We start from the raw sequence: 16,223 nt of genomic DNA, 5'->3' as shown, positions 1-16,223 counted from the left end.
TTAAATACCCTTTCTATTTAATTTGCCTTTAGCAACTATAAATAGAACAAATATTGTTGCTAAATAAGGTATCATTTGAGTAAATTGTGAAGCAATTCCCACTCCCTGAAGTCTTATCCCCAAGGCATCGAAAAAACCGAATAATAAAGCTGCCCCAAAGGTTTTAATTGGATTAGATGCACCAAATATTATAGCTGCCAATGCAATAAATCCTCTACCAGCACTCATATTTTCAGTAAATAATGTTAGATATCCTAAAGATAAATGTGCCCCAGCTATACCGCAAAATATTCCGCATAATAAAGAACTTATATACTTCATTCTTTTAGGGCTTACTCCTACTGTTTCCAAACACTCAGGATGCTCTCCTGCTCCTCTCATCCAATATCCATATGGAGTTTTATATAAAAAAATATATACACAAATTACTAATATCCAGCTAATATATATGAATACAGAATGATTGTTAAAAATCACATCTAAAAAACCTAATTTATCTATTATAGGGAAATGTACATCAGGCAGAGGTACTATCTTTGGTGAAGAAAATGCTCCCTTTACACCAAATATACTTCTAAGCAAAAATACAGTAAGTCCTCCTGCAAAAATATTAATTGCAATACCTATTATAAACTCATCTGATTTTAGTTCTATGGTAAATACACCAAATATAAGCCCTATTAATAATCCAGAAAGCATAGCTAATAAAACCCCAGCTAATGCACTTCCAAAATAATAGCTTCCCAATACTCCAAAGAATGCTCCTATTAAAATCATGCCTTCCATTCCAATATTTAAAATTCCAGCATGCATAGTTAAAAGACCACCTAATGCTGCTAATATCAATGGTGTAGCTGTTCTTATTGTGTTTTGTAATAATGTTAGATTAAATACATCATGTAGCATTATTTCACCAACTTTCCTCTTTTTAGTCTATATTCTTTAAATAATTTTTTGAATCCATTTTCTCCAGCAATAAATAGTATTATTATGGATTGAATTACTAAAATGAGTTCTGATGGGATTCCAGTAGCCACTTCCATGGAATTGGATCCTGTTTTAAGCATTGCAAAAAATATCGACATAAGTATGATCCCAACTGGATTATTTTTTACTATCAAGGCTACAAGCATTCCATCAAAAGCATATCCTTTAGATATATTCTGTAAAAATCTATAGTGAACTCCATATACTTCAAAGGCTCCTGCTATACCACATAAAGCTCCAGATATAACCATAGCTAAAATCATATATCTTTTTGTATTTATTCCTGCATATTTTGCAAATACTCCATTCTCTCCTACTATTCTAAAGTTATATCCAAAGGGAGTCTTTTTAATAAGATAATATATAATAATCGCAATGATAGCTGTATAAAATATACTTGTATTTAACTTTGAAAGCTTCACAAGCTTTGGAAATTTAAAAGCCTCTGCTATCATATCAGTACCACCCATTTTCCCTTGGGCTGCTTGAAATGGATAGTTTACTAAGTAGTTAGTAAAAAGTATTGCTACACTATTTAACATTATAGTAGTAATAACCTCATCAATTTCATACTTTACTCTTAATACAGCAGGGAAATATGCATATAATCCTCCTATTAGTGCCGAAGCAATTATGGCTAAAATTATTGCTATAAAAACTGGAAGATTAGTAAAGGTAAATCCTATATATGCAGCTGCAAATGCACCTAAATATAGTTGTCCTTCTCCTCCGATATTGAAAATACCGCTCATGAAGGATATAGCCGTTGCGAGTCCTGTTAAGATAAGAGGTACTGTTTTTGCAAAGGTTGTAGCTATCTTATATTTTGAACCAAAAGCTCCAAGAACTAGTGCTTTGTAGCCAACTATAGGATTTTGACCATTCAAAAGCATGATTAAAGCACCAATGAGTAAAGCTGCAAATATAGATAAGAAAAGAGATATTAAATATTCTACATTATCTTTTGCCTTTTTAAACATTAGACCTGCTCCTTTCTATTGCCCGTCATATAATAACCTATTTCGTTCTTAGTTATTTCTCCATTCTTAAATTCTCCTGTTACTTTTCCTTCATAAAGGGTTATTATTCTATCAGATAATCTAAATATTTCATCTAGCTCAGCTGAAATTAATAGTATTGCACAGCCTTCATTACGTTTCTTAATAATTTGATCATGTATAAACTCTATGGCTCCTATGTCTACTCCTCTAGTAGGTTGAGATATCAAAAGTATTTCTGTATTGAAGGAAAACTCTCTAGCAATAACTACCTTTTGCATATTTCCTCCAGATAATGAGCCTACCTTTACATCTTCTGAAGGCGTTCTTACATCAAACTTCTTTATTAGCTTTTTAGCATAGTCCCTTATCTTATCTCGTTTTAGGTGTAATTTATTTTTACAAAATTCTTCTTTAAACTGACTTCCCATTAATATATTATCTGTTATACTGGAAACCTTACTCAGACCAGTAACTAATCTATCCTCTGGTATATGGGCAACTCCCAATTCCCTTATTTTCTTAGGATTAAAACCTGTAGCATCTATCCCCTTTATAAATACATGTCCAACCTCTATTTTTCTCATACCTGCCAATGCTTCTGTTAATTCACTTTGACCATTTCCTTCTATACCTGCTACCCCTAAGATTTCTCCTTTATTTATATGAAAGCTTACTCCCTTTAGTGCGTCAAAACCCCTATTATCCTTTACAACTAAATCCTTGACTCTTACAACCTCTTCTCCCTTTATTTCAGGTTTATCTATATCCTCTAATAGAACTTCTCTCCCCACCATAAGCTCTGCAAGTATTTTTTCATTTACTTCCCTTGTATTTACTACGTCTACAAGCTTTCCTTGTCTCATTACTGCAACTCTATCAGATATGGTCAATACCTCGTTTAATTTATGAGTTATTATTATAACCGTTTTATCCAGCTCATTTACTAATCTTTTGATAACTTTAAACAGCTCCTCCGTTTCTTGAGGAGTAAGAACAGCTGTAGGTTCATCTAGTATTAAAATATCAGCTCCTTTGTAAAGAGTTTTTAGTATCTCTACTCTTTGCTGAATACCTACAGATACATCTTGAATCTTAGCATTTGGATCTACTTCAAGTCCATAGGTTCTGCTTAAACTCTTAACTATGTCTACAGCTTTTTTCTTATCTGAAAATATCCTTTTACTTCTTGGTTCACTTCCCAATACTATGTTTTCTGCTATAGTAAAGGAAGGAACTAACATAAAATGCTGGTGAACCATCCCTATACCTCTTTTAATAGAATTACTTGGTGAAAAGCTTTTTATCTTTTCTCCCTTGATATATACTTCTCCAGAGGTTGGTTCATGAAGCCCGTACATGGTTTTCATAAGTGTCGATTTTCCTGCACCATTTTCTCCTACAATTGCATATATTTCTCCTTTATTTATATGAAGGCTTATATTGTCATTTGCCAATACACTTGGAAACTGCTTAGATACATTTTTAAGTTCTATAATCCTTTCAGACATATTTCCTTCTTCCTTTCCGATATTTGTATTTAAAAAAGAAGAAGCTCAAGCTTCTTCTCAAATTGCAGACAAGTCATTTATTTAGCCTCTGGAACGGTTATTTCTCCTTTTTTAATCTTTTCTTTAATTTCATTTACTTTCTTAATCATATCTTCTGTTACTATTTGCTTCATGTCCTCAGTTCCAAATGCTAAATCAACACCATTTTCATTAATTCCATATTTATATACAGAGCCAGCTTTAAATTCATCTTTTTCAATTCTTTCTAAGGATTCATATATAGATAATCCTACTCCTTTAATCATACTAGCCATTATGTTATCAGGATTTATATATCTTTGATCTGAATCTACTCCAATTGCGTACTGACCTGAATCCTTTGCAGCTTCAAATACACCTTCTCCTGTTTTTCCTGCAACTTGGAATACTATGTCCACACCCTTAGCATATAGAGCAAGGGCACTTTCTTTTCCTTTAGCTGGATCCTCAAAATCTCCCGCAAATATTGTTTCTACTTTAATCTCTGGATTTATATATTTTGCTCCTGCTTCATATCCTGCTTGGAAATTTCTTATTACAGGAATATCCATTCCACCAACCATTCCTATTTTAGCTTCTTTATTCATTCCTTCAATGCTTTCATCAGTAGTAGCCATTGCAGCCAATGCTCCAGCTAAAAATGACCCTTCATTTTCCATATAATCTATGCAAGTAATATTAGGAACTCCTTCGATTACATTATCTATATATATATAGTTTTTATCTGGAAATTCCTTAGCTACTTCTTGGATAACATCATAAAACTCAAAACCTACAACTACTATTACATCACTTCTATTAGAAGCTTCTATTAATTGGTCACCATATAGAGATGGGTCGTTTTTACACTCTAATACTGTTGCCTTTATACCTAATTTCTCCTTGGCCATTTCTATACCTTCGTTACTTGAATCATAAAAGGATCTATCTCCTAATCCACCTGCAATAACTAGTGATACACTAATTCCTTCTTTTTTCTCTTCTTTTACCTTAGTATTTTCCTTTCCAGAACATGCAGCAAAAAATGTTGATACAATTAGTATCAAGCTTAACAATAACATTAGCTTTTTTTTCATTTTTTATTCCTCCTTTTTTTACTTGCAGCTTATAGATATCTAGCCTTTTCCTTTTCTTCTATAAGCTTTTTAAAATTTTTTATTTTAATATAATCACCATCAATTTCAATTATTTCTCTGTCAAATAGCTCCTTTAAGGTTCTGTTTATGCTCCTTGTAGTTACTACAAATTTCTCACTTAGATATTTTTTGTTTAAAAATATCTTATAATTTTTATAGTAGTTTTCATTTTCCATACATTCTATTAAATATTCACATACCCTAAATTTAAGACAATATAAAGTATCATAGCTAGCTTTTTCAGATAGTTTATAGGTACTACTGGCCAGAGTTTTCATAAGATAATACAATATATCGTTATTTCCCTTAACCCATTTCAAAAACACATCCTTTTTAAGTCTAATTATTTCCGTAGTAGTCATTGCCTCTACACCACAAATAAATGGCTTGTCCGTAAAAATTTCTAGTTCTCCTATATATGAACCCTTCTCATACACAGACTGTGAATAGGTTTTCCCCTTTTCAGAAGTATGGTATATATTTACAAAGCCACTAACTACTACATAAAAATATTTACAAACTTCTCCATACTCGCATATGGTTTCATTAGCTTCATAGATTACATACTCCCATTTATTTTTTATCTCATCACTTGCAGATAATACAATATTAAATATCTCTAAATCTTTATCTAATATTTTTTCCAATTTCATAAGCTCACCTTAATTATATTAATTTTTATAATGTTTTTTAAGGACATATGTCCCCATTTAAATTTTGGTATCATATTTTAAAAATTATATTACTTAAATAAAGATTTTAGTTTATATATGACTAATCCACCAAAGTATTAAGTATTTATACATGTATGAATTAATTTTTACTATATTACAAAATTCAAAATGCTACTTTTATATCAACAACATTTTATCAAATAAATAATTAATTAAAAAGGTTTTTATATCAACCATGTTCTTCTTTTTTTAGTAATTTTTGTGTTTTTTTTATCATCCTTTAACTTAGGCAAAGGTGTTTGGCGACGCTTTTTAGTTCCAATTTTCAAATATTAGGGTCTTTTTGTGTTAAATTTAAAAAAACAGATGACCCTTCGCTAAGATCATCTATCTCTTACACATAAATATCAATTTGTTACTTGTAGATTTAAAAACCTTTATCGTCTTGGTTCTGGAGCTAATATAGCATCTAAAGCTGGAATTTCACCTACTAGTCCAGCTGCATAAATAGTATAATAGCTATTAGACTTCAATCTAACATCTGGAATCGTAAGCACTACATCATCACTTCCTGTAGGACGTACCTCAAAGGTATAGGTTCCAGCAGGAACACAAACATAATCTGTTATATCTTTATAGCCAATATTACTAAATATTTTACTACCATCCGATAATATTATGTCAACTGCTGGTGCATTTGGAGATAAATGAATAAATCTAATACATGGTCTACCAAACTTTTGTGCATAATATGGTTCTGGAATAGGATATAAGCTTATATTTGGAAGTTCACCAATAACTGCTGCATTGAAAATACTTCTCTGAGGAATATATAAATCTGTATCTAAGACTGGATTTGTAGTACTGCCTGTTGGATAAATTTTAATGTTATAATTTCCAGGAACAACTGGTAAATATCTCGATAATTTCCCATAAGAAAAATTTTCAGCTATAGGCTTACCATCGGCATAAACATCTACAGCAGGTGCATTAGGAGAAGCATGAAATAATCTAACATAGGAGTTCTCTGTAGTTCTTCTGCATGATCTTGGCAGACCCATAGGCATATATGGATAATATGGTATCATTAATTTTCCCCTTTCATATTCTATATAATATTACAATATGAAAAATATTCTTTTTATGTGCATATACTATAGATATGAAAGTGTGAAAATTGATATTCTATATAATTTTATCACCCTTATACCTTTCTCCACCTGCATTAGGCATAATATTATAACGTTCTGTCCATAGAGTTTTATACTTTAATGCCTGGGCATGAATACTATCTTGATTTTGAGGTATAGTCTTAACAATCTTACCTGGCACACCCATTACAAGGGAATTAGGAGGAATAATGTGGTTTTCTTTAACTAATGCTCCAGCTGCAATAATACTTCCCTTACCCACAAAGGCACCATTTAAAATAGTTGCACTCATTCCAATAAGACAGTGGTCTTCTATAGTACATCCATGTAATGTTACATTATGACCTACTGTAACAAAATCTCCTATGATGGTTGGAAAATCATCAGCTACATGAACAACACTATTATCTTGAATATTGGTATAACAGCCAATTTCAATACGATTCACATCACCTCTGACAACAGTATTAAACCATATACTGCTATATTCCTTCATAGTAACATCACCTATTATTTTTGCCCCATCAGCTATATATATTTTTTCATCAAGCTTGGGTATAATTCCCTCAAATTCTTTAATCATATTGGCTTTTATCTCCTCTCATATGTATATACTCACAATTATCTTCGATTATTATTATAACAATTTTCATCAAAACTTTATATCACTTGTTGTTAATCTATATAATTTAACACGTTTTTATAGTTTATATTGCGAAGGTTTTAATATTTTATTACAGAAATTTAAGTAAAGACTTTAATTTATACACGTCTAAAATGCCTAAAACAGTGGGTATTTTTATGATAAAATACTGAAAAAGGGGAGAAATTTATATGAACAGCTTTAGAATATCTTTGGTACAAATGAATTCTATAACTTCAAATAAAGATTTGAACCTACAAAAAATAAGAAGCTTTGTAGATGAAGCAGCAAAAAAAGAAGTGAAAATGATATGTTTTCCTGAGCTTTCTACATGTGGATATGATAGAAATCCTTCTATATCTCTATGGGAAAATATAAATGGCTATACATCAGAAACCTTAGTTAAAATGTCTAAGAGTAAGAATATGGTCATAATAGCTGGTATGTTTGAAAAGCATTTACATAACATATACATAACTCAAGTTATCACTTTCCCAGATGGTAAAATTGAAAAATACAGAAAAACTCACCTAGGAAGGCATGAAAGAAAAATATTTTCAGCTGGACAAAATCTACCAATTTTTGAAATAGAAAAAGTTAAATTTGGAATTGGTATATGCTATGATATGCATTTTCCAGAGGTTGTAGCAAGTTTATCATTACAAGGGGCTCATATTGTTTTCGCTCCCCATGCTTCTCCTATGTCTGGAAAAAAGAGATTAGAAATTTGGAAAAAATATATGGGTGCAAGAGCCTATGACAATAGAGTTTACCTATGTGCCTGTAACCTAATTGGCAATAATGGCTCTAAAAAATTTGGAGGTGGCATTGGTATATGGGATCCCTCTGGCAATATAGTTAAAGAATATACAGAGGAAAAGGAAAAAATAATTTTTTTCGATGTTAACTTAGATATATTAAATGATATAAGAAATGGTAAAATGAGACATATGAAAAATCAGTTTTTTTTAAGAGATAGAAGAAAAGATTTGTATTTGTGAGTATCTTAAAATATGTATTAGTATAGATACTGGAGTAAATGAACTCCTTTAGCTTGCACTAAACATCGAGGTTTCATATGAAAAATCTACTCCAACTAAAGTAAAAGTGGAATCCTCCACTTATGAAAGTGGAGGTCTTATAAATTTAGATAAAATTTTCTGTTTTTAGATTACTTAAGATTTTCATACAAAAGTAAAAAGTTTCCTTTAATTCTTCTTCCTTATTTTAATATCATATTCATTAATTTTATTATACAGCTGTCTGCTTGTAATCTGTAATATCTCTGCTGCTTTATCTATATTAAAATCACTACTTTCTAAAATTCTTATGATATGATTTCGTTCGGCTAACCGCCTAACTTCTTTCAATGATTTCTTATTATTTGAAAATCTTGAATCTGAGAATACATCATATTGACTAACATCTCTTAAAGTTAGTTTTTTATTTTCAGCTATAACTACAAGTCTCTCAATAATGTTCTTTAATTCTCTTACATTCCCTGGATAATTATAATTTAATAGAACATTCATCAAATTATCATCCAATCCTTCTATATTCTTCTTCAAGTCTTTTTGAGCTTTTTTTAAAAAAAAGTCAATAAGTATTGGAAGGTCCTCCTTTCTTCTTCTAAGTGGAGGTATCTCTAAAATTACTGTACTAATCCTATAATATAGGTCCTTTCTAAATCGATTACTAAAGATTTCATTCTTAAGATCCTTATTTGTAGCACAAATCAACCTAAAATCAATCTTGATTGATTTATTATTTCCAATTCTCTCAATTTCTTTGTTTTCAATATTTCTAAGAATTTTTATCTGGGTTGATAATGGTATATCACCAATTTCATCAAGAAAAAGTGTTCCTTTATCTGAAGCTTCAAATCTACCCTTTCTCATATGATATGATCCCGTAAATGCACCTTTTTCATGTCCATATAACTCTGCTTCCAGTAAAGAATCAGAGAAGGAATGGCAGTTTACAGCCATAAAAATTTCGTTTTTACGATTACTGCATCTATGAATAAATCTAGCAATAACTTCTTTTCCTACCCCAGATTCACCAAGAAGTAAAACATTAGAATCTGTCTTAGCAACTTTTGTAGCATATTTGATAACTTTTTGAAAATCGTGATTTTTTGATTTCAATATATAATCATATCTTCCAATTTCATCTTTTAATAAATTATTCTGATCACTAAGGGATTTTATTTTACATATTTTCTCAATATCAAATAATAATTCCTGTGGATTATTACTCTTAATAAAGTATGAAAATGCCCCTTTTTTCATAGCTTCAACAGCATTTTTCACACTTCCAAAGCCAGTTATTATTATACACTCAATTTTTTTATCATGGGCTTTAATATATTCTAAAAGCTGAATACCGTCAACTTCATCCATTTTCATGTCTGTTAACACAACATCATAATCATTTTTTTCAATCATATTAATAGCTTTTCTACCATTTTCCGCAACATCAACCACATATCCCTGTTTTTCAAGAATAACTCGTAGAAGATTGCGAAAATCTTTCTCGTCATCTACTAACAAAAGCTTTAGTTCTGTTCCCATATTTCTTCACTCCCATATGGAATATCAATAACAAAAGTAGCTCCTTTGTTTTTTTCGCTGAGAACTTTAATATCTCCATTTATTTTCTGAACCTCTGAATAGGCTATATATAATCCTAAGCCTGTTCCTTTACCTACTGCTTTAGTAGTATAAAAAGGATCGAATATCCTATCAATAATTTCTTCCTCTATTCCTATTCCGTTATCCTTGACTCTAATTTCAATTTTTTGCGAATACGAAGAACCGTATATTTCTAGTGCCCCTCCCCCCTCCATAGCATCAATGGCATTTTTAATCAAATTCATAAGGATATGTTTTAATGATTCACTATTGATATATATAACAATATCTTCCTCACAAAAGATATTCAACGTAATACCTTGCTCATCTAAGGCCTTTTTATATAGACTTGCAACTTCTTTAATCAATTCTTTAAGATTAGTCCAAGCTTTGACATCATGGGTCAACCTTGAGAAATTTAATAGATTTTCTATAATTCTACTTGCTCTATCTACGGAATTATCTATTGCCTCTAAAGCCATTGTTTTTAATTCATCTTTTTGTTCATATTCATCATATAAAATGAAAGTTGAATTTCTGATAACGCCTAAAGGATTTCTCAATTCATGAGCCATTCCTGCTGCCAACTGACCTATTGTTTCCATTTTATTGGAATGAATAAGCTTTTGTTCCTGAATTCTCGTATTAGTTATATCAGAAATCATTATGAGAATATTGACTACTTCATACTCTTTCCTTTCTAAAGGATATATTGAAATCTGGAACAAGCTTCCTTTGCTTTTAATTTCATATTTTTTTTGAGGATTAAATCCATTAACTTCATGAGGACAGCTTAGTAATTTATGTATTAATCCATTATTTTGTTTTTCAAAATCACAAAGAAGTTGTATATCCTTAAAAGAAGAATCTAAAACTTTTTCCTTTTCTTTTTTAAGATATTTTAAAAATGAACTGTTTATATTTTTAACCTTTAAATCTGTCCCTAAGACAATAAGAAAATTCTCCATGCCATTAAAGGTTATTTCCAGCTCATTCTTCATGATTTCCAGCTCTTTAGTTCTAGAATTAACGAGCAACTTAAGACTTCTATTCCAAAGATATATTAAATATCCGATAATCATTACAAGAATTAAAAACATTGCTAAATTGAGCTTTAATTTCTCAAGGGATTTGTTTTTCCTTAAAAATGTAGTATATCCCAGCCATTTCATTTGTATTTTTCTATTTGTTCCCTTACGTTTCATATTAAAAATAGCCTTATCTATAATTCTTAAGAGTTCCTTCTTTTCCTTAGATACTGCTATGACACATACATCATCATAAAAGGGTTCTTCTAAAATACGGTAATCATCAGCATAGTGCAGTTCATTCAAATAATATCTGATTACTGGCTCATCTCCTACAACAGCATCTACTTCATTGTTATACAATAGATCAAGAGCCTGATAAACATTATCTGTACAAACAAAGTCAGCATTTATTCCTTGTGAAGCAATAAATTCTATTGAGTAATCTCCTTTCTGCACTCCAATAGTCATACCATCTAAATCATATAAATCATTGATTTTATTATTGGAATCCTTTACTACTATTAATCCTCTAAGTCTATATATTGGAGCAGAAAAAGCAAAGGATTTAGCTCTTTTGGCAGAAGGAGTCATATCACATAAATCCGTTTCACCTTCCATTAAGGCCTCAAGAGCCTCATTCCAAACCATAGGCTTAGAAGCAATTGTAACTCCTAACTCAATTGAAAGTGCATTTATTAGGTCAACAACAAAGCCTACGTACTGTTTATTCTCTTCATAATAAATCCCAAGGGGAGGTTCATTTATATTTCCTCCATATATCAATGGCTGATATTTATTAAGTATTTCTTTTTCCTTACTTGTAAAATCAGAAGAAAGCTGGATATATTCCAATATATTCACATTATACTCTAGCTCCAAATATTTATTAACATATACTACTAGCAATATAAATATTAATATGAAAAATACTACAAATCGTCTCTTCATATCAATCTCCTATTAAAAAGAATCAGAGTTTTATTAACTCTGATTCTAGTATATCCTTTCTTTTAAATTTTTTCAACTTTCAAACCTTTTCGACAAATTGTACAATTAAACATATACTGGCGCAACTCCTAGCTAGCCCTATCAATTGATTCTGAATCAGAATCCATATTTGCAATTGTTACACCAACAAAACTCAATAGGATAACTATAATTGGGGTTAGATAATTAAATACTGCCCATTTTGCATACATTATCGTAGGTACTCCTAACACTCCATACAAGAAAGCCCCACACGTATTCCAAGGAATTAAAGCAGAAGTCAATGTTCCAGCAGATTCCAAGGCATTTGACAAAGTTTTAGGATGAAGTTTTCTGTTAGCATAGGCCTGAGCATACATTCTACCAGGTACAACAATCGAGATATATTGTTCTGGCATAGTCATATTGCTGCCTACACAAGTAGCTATTGTCAATGAAATTAATCCTGGAATACTCTTTACTTTACTAATAAGCTTATTAACAATAACCTCAAGCTGACCAGTTTTTTCCATAATTCCTCCAAACATCATTGCAATAATAGTCAATGAAATTGAATACATCATGTTTGTTAAGCCACCAGCAGAAAGAAGCTCATCGATTGATTCAATTCCAGTTTGGCTTATATAACCACTATAGCTAGAACTTAATATATCACCAAAGCTTGCTCCTTGATAAATCGGGGCTAATACTGCACCTAAGACGATTCCTAAAAATATTCCTGGAATTGCAGGCATTTTTCTTGAAATAGAAACAATAACCACTATTGGAGGAATTAGAAGTAAAGGTGATATATTAAAAGAATTTTTAATGCCGTCCTTCATAACTTGTATACTAGTCATATCTACATTTGCATTTCCATATTTAAAACCAACTGTTAAAAAAAATGCTAAGGTAATTACATATGAAATTACTGTTGGTTTCATCATGAATTTTACATGGGTAAATACATCAGTTCCTGCCATTGCAGGAGCAAGATTAGTAGTATCAGAAAGGGGAGACATTTTATCCCCAAAGTAAGCTCCTGATATAATAGCACCTGCTGCTATGGGAGCAGGAACTCCTAATCCCTGAGAAACCCCCATTAAAGCTATACCTATGGTACCAGCTGTACCCCAAGATGTTCCTGTTGCAAGTGAAGTTATGGAACAAATAATAACTGTTGCAAACAAGAAAATTTTTGGTGATAAAATCTTTAATCCATAATAAATCATAGTTGGAACAACACCTGATAAAAGCCATACACCTATTAAAACACCAATAATTGCAAGAATAATAATGGCTTGTAGGGCTTGACTTATCCCTTCAAACATACTTTTTTCAATTTCTTTCCAAGAGTAACCTATTTTTAATGCCATCAATGCAGCAAAAGCAGTACCTATTAGCATTGGTATATGCGGATCAGATCCGTATACTGCAATACCTATCCCCATTACAGCAATTAGAAAAACAAAAGATAATACCGCTTCGTAAATATAAGGTTTTCTTGTCTTCAATTTATTTTCCTCCTTAGTTTTTTTCTAGCTATCTCAAGTAAGAAGCTTAACCTTATATACGAGCAAGAAAAATGCCAAAATTCGTACTTTTTGGATGTATTGACTTGCGTTGCTGCAATTTACTACCATTTAGAGAATTTATAGGACTCAATGCATTGTATAAATAATTGAATAATCTATATTTTTTGAAATTTTTTTCAAATAAATTTGAACTTTTTTTCAAAACCTTAGCTCCCATAGCCTTATAAAAAAATTCAATTTTTAGCATAAAATATATAAGTGTTACTCCAATAAATTAAGCTTTTTAATCACACCTCTATTTTTATTGAGCATTTTATTGGGCAGGGCTAAAGGATTCACCATTCTCCCTGTCCAAATTACTTAGTTTAAAAGTTATTCCCATGATAATAACTTTGTTTTATAAGCTCTTCTAAAGAAATAGACTACCATTACAAGAGCTACAGCTTCTGAGATAAAGAACCCAAACCATACAGCATTAAGACCTGCAATTTGTCCAAGCATATAAGCAACAGGTAATAACACAATAATTTGTCTAATAAATGAAACAATTAAGCTTATATATGCATCTCCCATTCCTTGAAAAGATACACTTAGCATAATAGAAGCTGCTGCTAAAGGAAATCCTAAACTTATGATTCTAAAAGCTACTACACCAATTTCAGTCATTTCAATAGTACTATTAAATAATGAAAGTAGATTAGCAGGAAATAACTGAAATACTATCATTCCTATTGTCATAAAAGTCACTGCAGAGCTTATTCCAATTTTTACAGTTCTTATTAATCGTTCTTTATTCTTAGCACCAAAGTTATAGCCTATAATAGGCATAGTTCCCTGAGATAATCCAAATATCGGCATAAACACTAGGGATTGAAGCTTAAAATAAACTCCCATTACCGCAACTGCAGTTTCATTAAAGCTTGCTAATATAAAATTAAGTCCTGTAAGCATAACCGAAGATAGTCCCTGCATTACAGCAACAGGTAGTCCAACAATCATTATCTGCTTTATAACTGAACTACTGTATTTAAACTTTTTAAGATCAAGCTTAATATAGTTATTACCTTTAAATAATACAATATTAATATAAATCATGGAAATTATTTGAGCAATAACTGTAGCAATAGCAGCTCCTTCAACTCCCATAGCAGGAAAGCCTAATAATCCAAATATTAGAATTGGATCTAAAATAATATTTGATATGGCCCCAATCAACTGGGCCTTCATAGGTTTTACCATTTCTCCAGTTCCCTGTAGCGTACTCATAGCAGCTTGAGCAAATAACCTTCCAAAGGAAAATAACATAATGATTCTGATATATCCAGTCCCATAGTTAATAATCTTTGTATCTTCTGTAAACAAACTAATAAAACCATTATTAAAAAATAAACTTACAATAACAATAACAATGTATAAGAGCCCACTCAACAAAAATCCATGCTCAGCTGCATTTGTAGCTGAATCTAAATTCTTTTCTCCGATTTTTCTTGAAATAAGGGAATTTACCCCAGTTCCTATTCCCAAAAAAGTTGCGATAATAATCAATTGAATGGGAAATGCCAAGGAAACAGCCGTTAATGCATCTTCTCCAATTCTTGATACAAAGATACTATCTACAATATTATATAGAGCTTGCACCATCATAGATAATATGGCTGGCAAAGACATAGTTAACATCAATTTAGGTATAGACATTATTCCCATTTTGTTATCCCTATTTTCCATCTATAACTCCTCCTTTGCCTTTTTATATTTTATTACTACACGCTTTAACATCTTATCAAGAGCATTATTCAATATCTCCATTTCCTTCTTAGTCATTCCTTCTAAAATTGTATCATCCCATTCATTTAAAATTTTAAATATTTCTGGTATAAATGTCTTTGCTTTATCAGTCAAAAATAATCTATAAGCACGCCTATCCTCCTGATTGATTTTCCTTATAATATAGCCTTTATTTTCAAGGGACTTTGCAACCTTTGCTAAAAAACCCTTATCAAATTGCAATCCCTTATTAATAGATTCTTGGCTCAATCCGTCCTTTTTTATCATTACCAGCAAAACAAGAAACTCTGCACTACTTAGTTCATAATTTTTTAATTTATAATTTAAAAATAATCTAAAATATCTATGAATGGTAAAAAGAGTCTTTCCTATATCATGTTTTTCCATAGTTAATAATACACCTCCAATATAGTTGCAAAAACAACTATTATCAGTATAAATTATTTTAGTTGTTTTTGCAACTATATTTTGAGAAAAATAAACAGTTCTTGATTTAATATAAAGAACTGTCTATTTTTTATTCCAACTATGTTACACTGGTATCTTTAATAATCTCGGAAGGGTCAATGAAATTCCTAGAATAAATGTAACCAATAGTAACACAACTATCATAACCAGTATCCATGGCAGTATAGCTTTAGCAAGGTCATCAAATTTAATATCACTTATCTGACATGCCATAAATAGGTTTGCACCTAAAGGTGGTGTAACAAATCCAATGGCTAGGTTTAGAACCATAATAAGTCCAAACTGTACTGGATTTACTCCTAATGCAGTAACAACAGGCAAAAGTATAGGCACTAGGATAATAATAGCAGCATTTGTTTCCATAAATGTACCTACAACTAATAGTAAAGCATTTATCAATAGTAATCCTGAATTATTCATAGAAAACATCAAAAATGATTGAATCGTAGTATTAACAAGTAGTCCAACAAATTGGACTTTGCACCCATTGGGTGAAATAACAAAAAAATAAAGAAAAGAACCTAATTTTGTGTTAAAGTTAAAGCGTTAAAACAAAAACTATATCACGAAAAGAGGTTCTTTCTATGACAAGTTTACATCAAAATTCACTTAACTTCAACAAAAGTTTTTCATATGATTTCGGTGGAGGTAATCTTTCTTCAGATG

General features: G+C 30.8%; 14 protein-coding genes. 1 reads left to right on the top strand and 13 read right to left on the bottom strand.

Annotated features, from left to right (window positions below):
- From BUB36_RS14070 to BUB36_RS14040, 7 genes are all read right to left on the bottom strand, one after another.
- The gene (locus tag BUB36_RS14070) at positions 1-906 is read right to left on the bottom strand and encodes an ABC transporter permease (RefSeq protein ID WP_073151582.1); all 906 of its coding nucleotides are present in this window, start codon (positions 904-906) and stop codon (positions 1-3) included.
- The gene (locus tag BUB36_RS14065) at positions 906-1,967 is read right to left on the bottom strand and encodes an ABC transporter permease (RefSeq protein ID WP_073151579.1); all 1,062 of its coding nucleotides are present in this window, start codon (positions 1,965-1,967) and stop codon (positions 906-908) included. The genes BUB36_RS14070 and BUB36_RS14065 overlap by 1 nt, the downstream gene beginning before the upstream one ends.
- Positions 1,967-3,496, bottom strand: coding sequence for an ABC transporter ATP-binding protein (locus BUB36_RS14060; protein WP_073151576.1), 1,530 nt, complete (start codon positions 3,494-3,496; stop codon positions 1,967-1,969). The genes BUB36_RS14065 and BUB36_RS14060 overlap by 1 nt, the downstream gene beginning before the upstream one ends.
- Before the next feature lie 77 nt (positions 3,497-3,573).
- Positions 3,574-4,611 (bottom strand): BMP family lipoprotein, encoded by a 1,038-nt coding sequence (locus tag BUB36_RS14055; protein WP_073151573.1) that lies wholly within the window; start codon positions 4,609-4,611, stop codon positions 3,574-3,576.
- A 29-nt stretch (positions 4,612-4,640) separates the two neighbouring features.
- Positions 4,641-5,324 carry a Crp/Fnr family transcriptional regulator gene (locus BUB36_RS14050; RefSeq protein WP_073151572.1) on the bottom strand — a complete coding sequence of 228 codons (684 nt, stop codon included), beginning with the start codon at positions 5,322-5,324 and terminating at the stop codon, positions 4,641-4,643.
- Positions 5,325-5,782: 458 nt separating this feature from the next.
- A complete protein-coding gene (locus BUB36_RS14045) occupies positions 5,783-6,433 on the bottom strand; it encodes a DUF4397 domain-containing protein (RefSeq protein ID WP_242655846.1) in 651 nt (216 codons plus the stop codon).
- Between the two features lie 97 nt (positions 6,434-6,530).
- Positions 6,531-7,079, bottom strand: coding sequence for a gamma carbonic anhydrase family protein (locus tag BUB36_RS14040; protein WP_073151571.1), 549 nt, complete (start codon positions 7,077-7,079; stop codon positions 6,531-6,533).
- Between the two features lie 251 nt (positions 7,080-7,330).
- Here BUB36_RS14040 and BUB36_RS14035 point away from each other — a divergent pair, with 251 nt between their 5' ends.
- Positions 7,331-8,140, top strand: a complete 810-nt coding sequence (locus tag BUB36_RS14035) for a nitrilase-related carbon-nitrogen hydrolase (protein ID WP_073151570.1) — start codon at positions 7,331-7,333, stop codon at positions 8,138-8,140.
- A gap of 207 nt (positions 8,141-8,347) precedes the next feature.
- Here BUB36_RS14035 and BUB36_RS14030 read toward each other — a convergent pair whose 3' ends face one another.
- The 6 genes from BUB36_RS14030 to BUB36_RS14000 all read right to left on the bottom strand — a co-directional run bounded on the left by BUB36_RS14030 (position 8,348) and on the right by BUB36_RS14000 (position 15,977).
- Positions 8,348-9,712: a sigma-54-dependent transcriptional regulator gene (locus BUB36_RS14030; protein ID WP_073151569.1), complete on the bottom strand. Its 1,365-nt coding sequence runs from the start codon at positions 9,710-9,712 to the stop codon at positions 8,348-8,350.
- Entirely contained in the window at positions 9,697-11,751 is a 2,055-nt protein-coding gene (locus BUB36_RS14025; RefSeq protein WP_073151567.1) for a transporter substrate-binding domain-containing protein, read from the bottom strand. Before BUB36_RS14025 ends, BUB36_RS14030 begins: the two co-directional genes overlap by 16 nt.
- A gap of 128 nt (positions 11,752-11,879) precedes the next feature.
- Positions 11,880-13,283, bottom strand: coding sequence for a Na+/H+ antiporter NhaC (nhaC, locus tag BUB36_RS14020; RefSeq protein WP_073151564.1), 1,404 nt, complete (start codon positions 13,281-13,283; stop codon positions 11,880-11,882).
- Positions 13,284-13,676: 393 nt separating this feature from the next.
- Positions 13,677-15,029 (bottom strand): MATE family efflux transporter, encoded by a 1,353-nt coding sequence (locus tag BUB36_RS14010; RefSeq protein WP_073151559.1) that lies wholly within the window; start codon positions 15,027-15,029, stop codon positions 13,677-13,679.
- A complete protein-coding gene (locus BUB36_RS14005; RefSeq protein ID WP_073151551.1) occupies positions 15,030-15,476 on the bottom strand; it encodes a MarR family winged helix-turn-helix transcriptional regulator in 447 nt (148 codons plus the stop codon).
- A 144-nt stretch (positions 15,477-15,620) separates the two neighbouring features.
- Positions 15,621-15,977 (bottom strand): TRAP transporter large permease subunit, encoded by a 357-nt coding sequence (locus BUB36_RS14000; protein ID WP_242655844.1) that lies wholly within the window; start codon positions 15,975-15,977, stop codon positions 15,621-15,623.
- Positions 15,978-16,223: the final 246 nt, after the last annotated feature.

It is taken from the genome of Paramaledivibacter caminithermalis DSM 15212 (genome assembly GCF_900142245.1).
Classification (GTDB): Bacteria; Bacillota; Clostridia; order Peptostreptococcales; family Caminicellaceae; genus Paramaledivibacter; species Paramaledivibacter caminithermalis.
The sequence above is the reverse complement of the archived record's forward strand: the minus strand, read 5'-3'. Positions and strand labels throughout refer to the sequence as shown.

Excerpts from the sequence above, each read along its gene's own strand:
- BUB36_RS14030 (WP_073151569.1), bottom strand. The coding sequence starts at position 9,712 with ATGGGAACAGAACTAAAGCTTTTGTTAGTAGATGACGAGAAAGATTTT.
- BUB36_RS14055 (WP_073151573.1), bottom strand. The coding sequence starts at position 4,611 with ATGAAAAAAAAGCTAATGTTATTGTTAAGCTTGATACTAATTGTATCA.
- BUB36_RS14045 (WP_242655846.1), bottom strand. The coding sequence starts at position 6,433 with ATGATACCATATTATCCATATATGCCTATGGGTCTGCCAAGATCATGC.
- BUB36_RS14060 (WP_073151576.1), bottom strand. The coding sequence starts at position 3,496 with ATGTCTGAAAGGATTATAGAACTTAAAAATGTATCTAAGCAGTTTCCA.
- BUB36_RS14035 (WP_073151570.1), top strand. The coding sequence starts at position 7,331 with ATGAACAGCTTTAGAATATCTTTGGTACAAATGAATTCTATAACTTCA.
- BUB36_RS14070 (WP_073151582.1), bottom strand. The coding sequence starts at position 906 with ATGCTACATGATGTATTTAATCTAACATTATTACAAAACACAATAAGA.
- BUB36_RS14025 (WP_073151567.1), bottom strand. The coding sequence starts at position 11,751 with ATGAAGAGACGATTTGTAGTATTTTTCATATTAATATTTATATTGCTA.
- BUB36_RS14040 (WP_073151571.1), bottom strand. The coding sequence starts at position 7,079 with ATGATTAAAGAATTTGAGGGAATTATACCCAAGCTTGATGAAAAAATA.
- BUB36_RS14000 (WP_242655844.1), bottom strand. The coding sequence starts at position 15,977 with ATGAATAATTCAGGATTACTATTGATAAATGCTTTACTATTAGTTGTA.
- BUB36_RS14010 (WP_073151559.1), bottom strand. The coding sequence starts at position 15,029 with ATGGAAAATAGGGATAACAAAATGGGAATAATGTCTATACCTAAATTG.
- BUB36_RS14050 (WP_073151572.1), bottom strand. The coding sequence starts at position 5,324 with ATGAAATTGGAAAAAATATTAGATAAAGATTTAGAGATATTTAATATT.
- BUB36_RS14065 (WP_073151579.1), bottom strand. The coding sequence starts at position 1,967 with ATGTTTAAAAAGGCAAAAGATAATGTAGAATATTTAATATCTCTTTTC.
- BUB36_RS14005 (WP_073151551.1), bottom strand. The coding sequence starts at position 15,476 with ATGGAAAAACATGATATAGGAAAGACTCTTTTTACCATTCATAGATAT.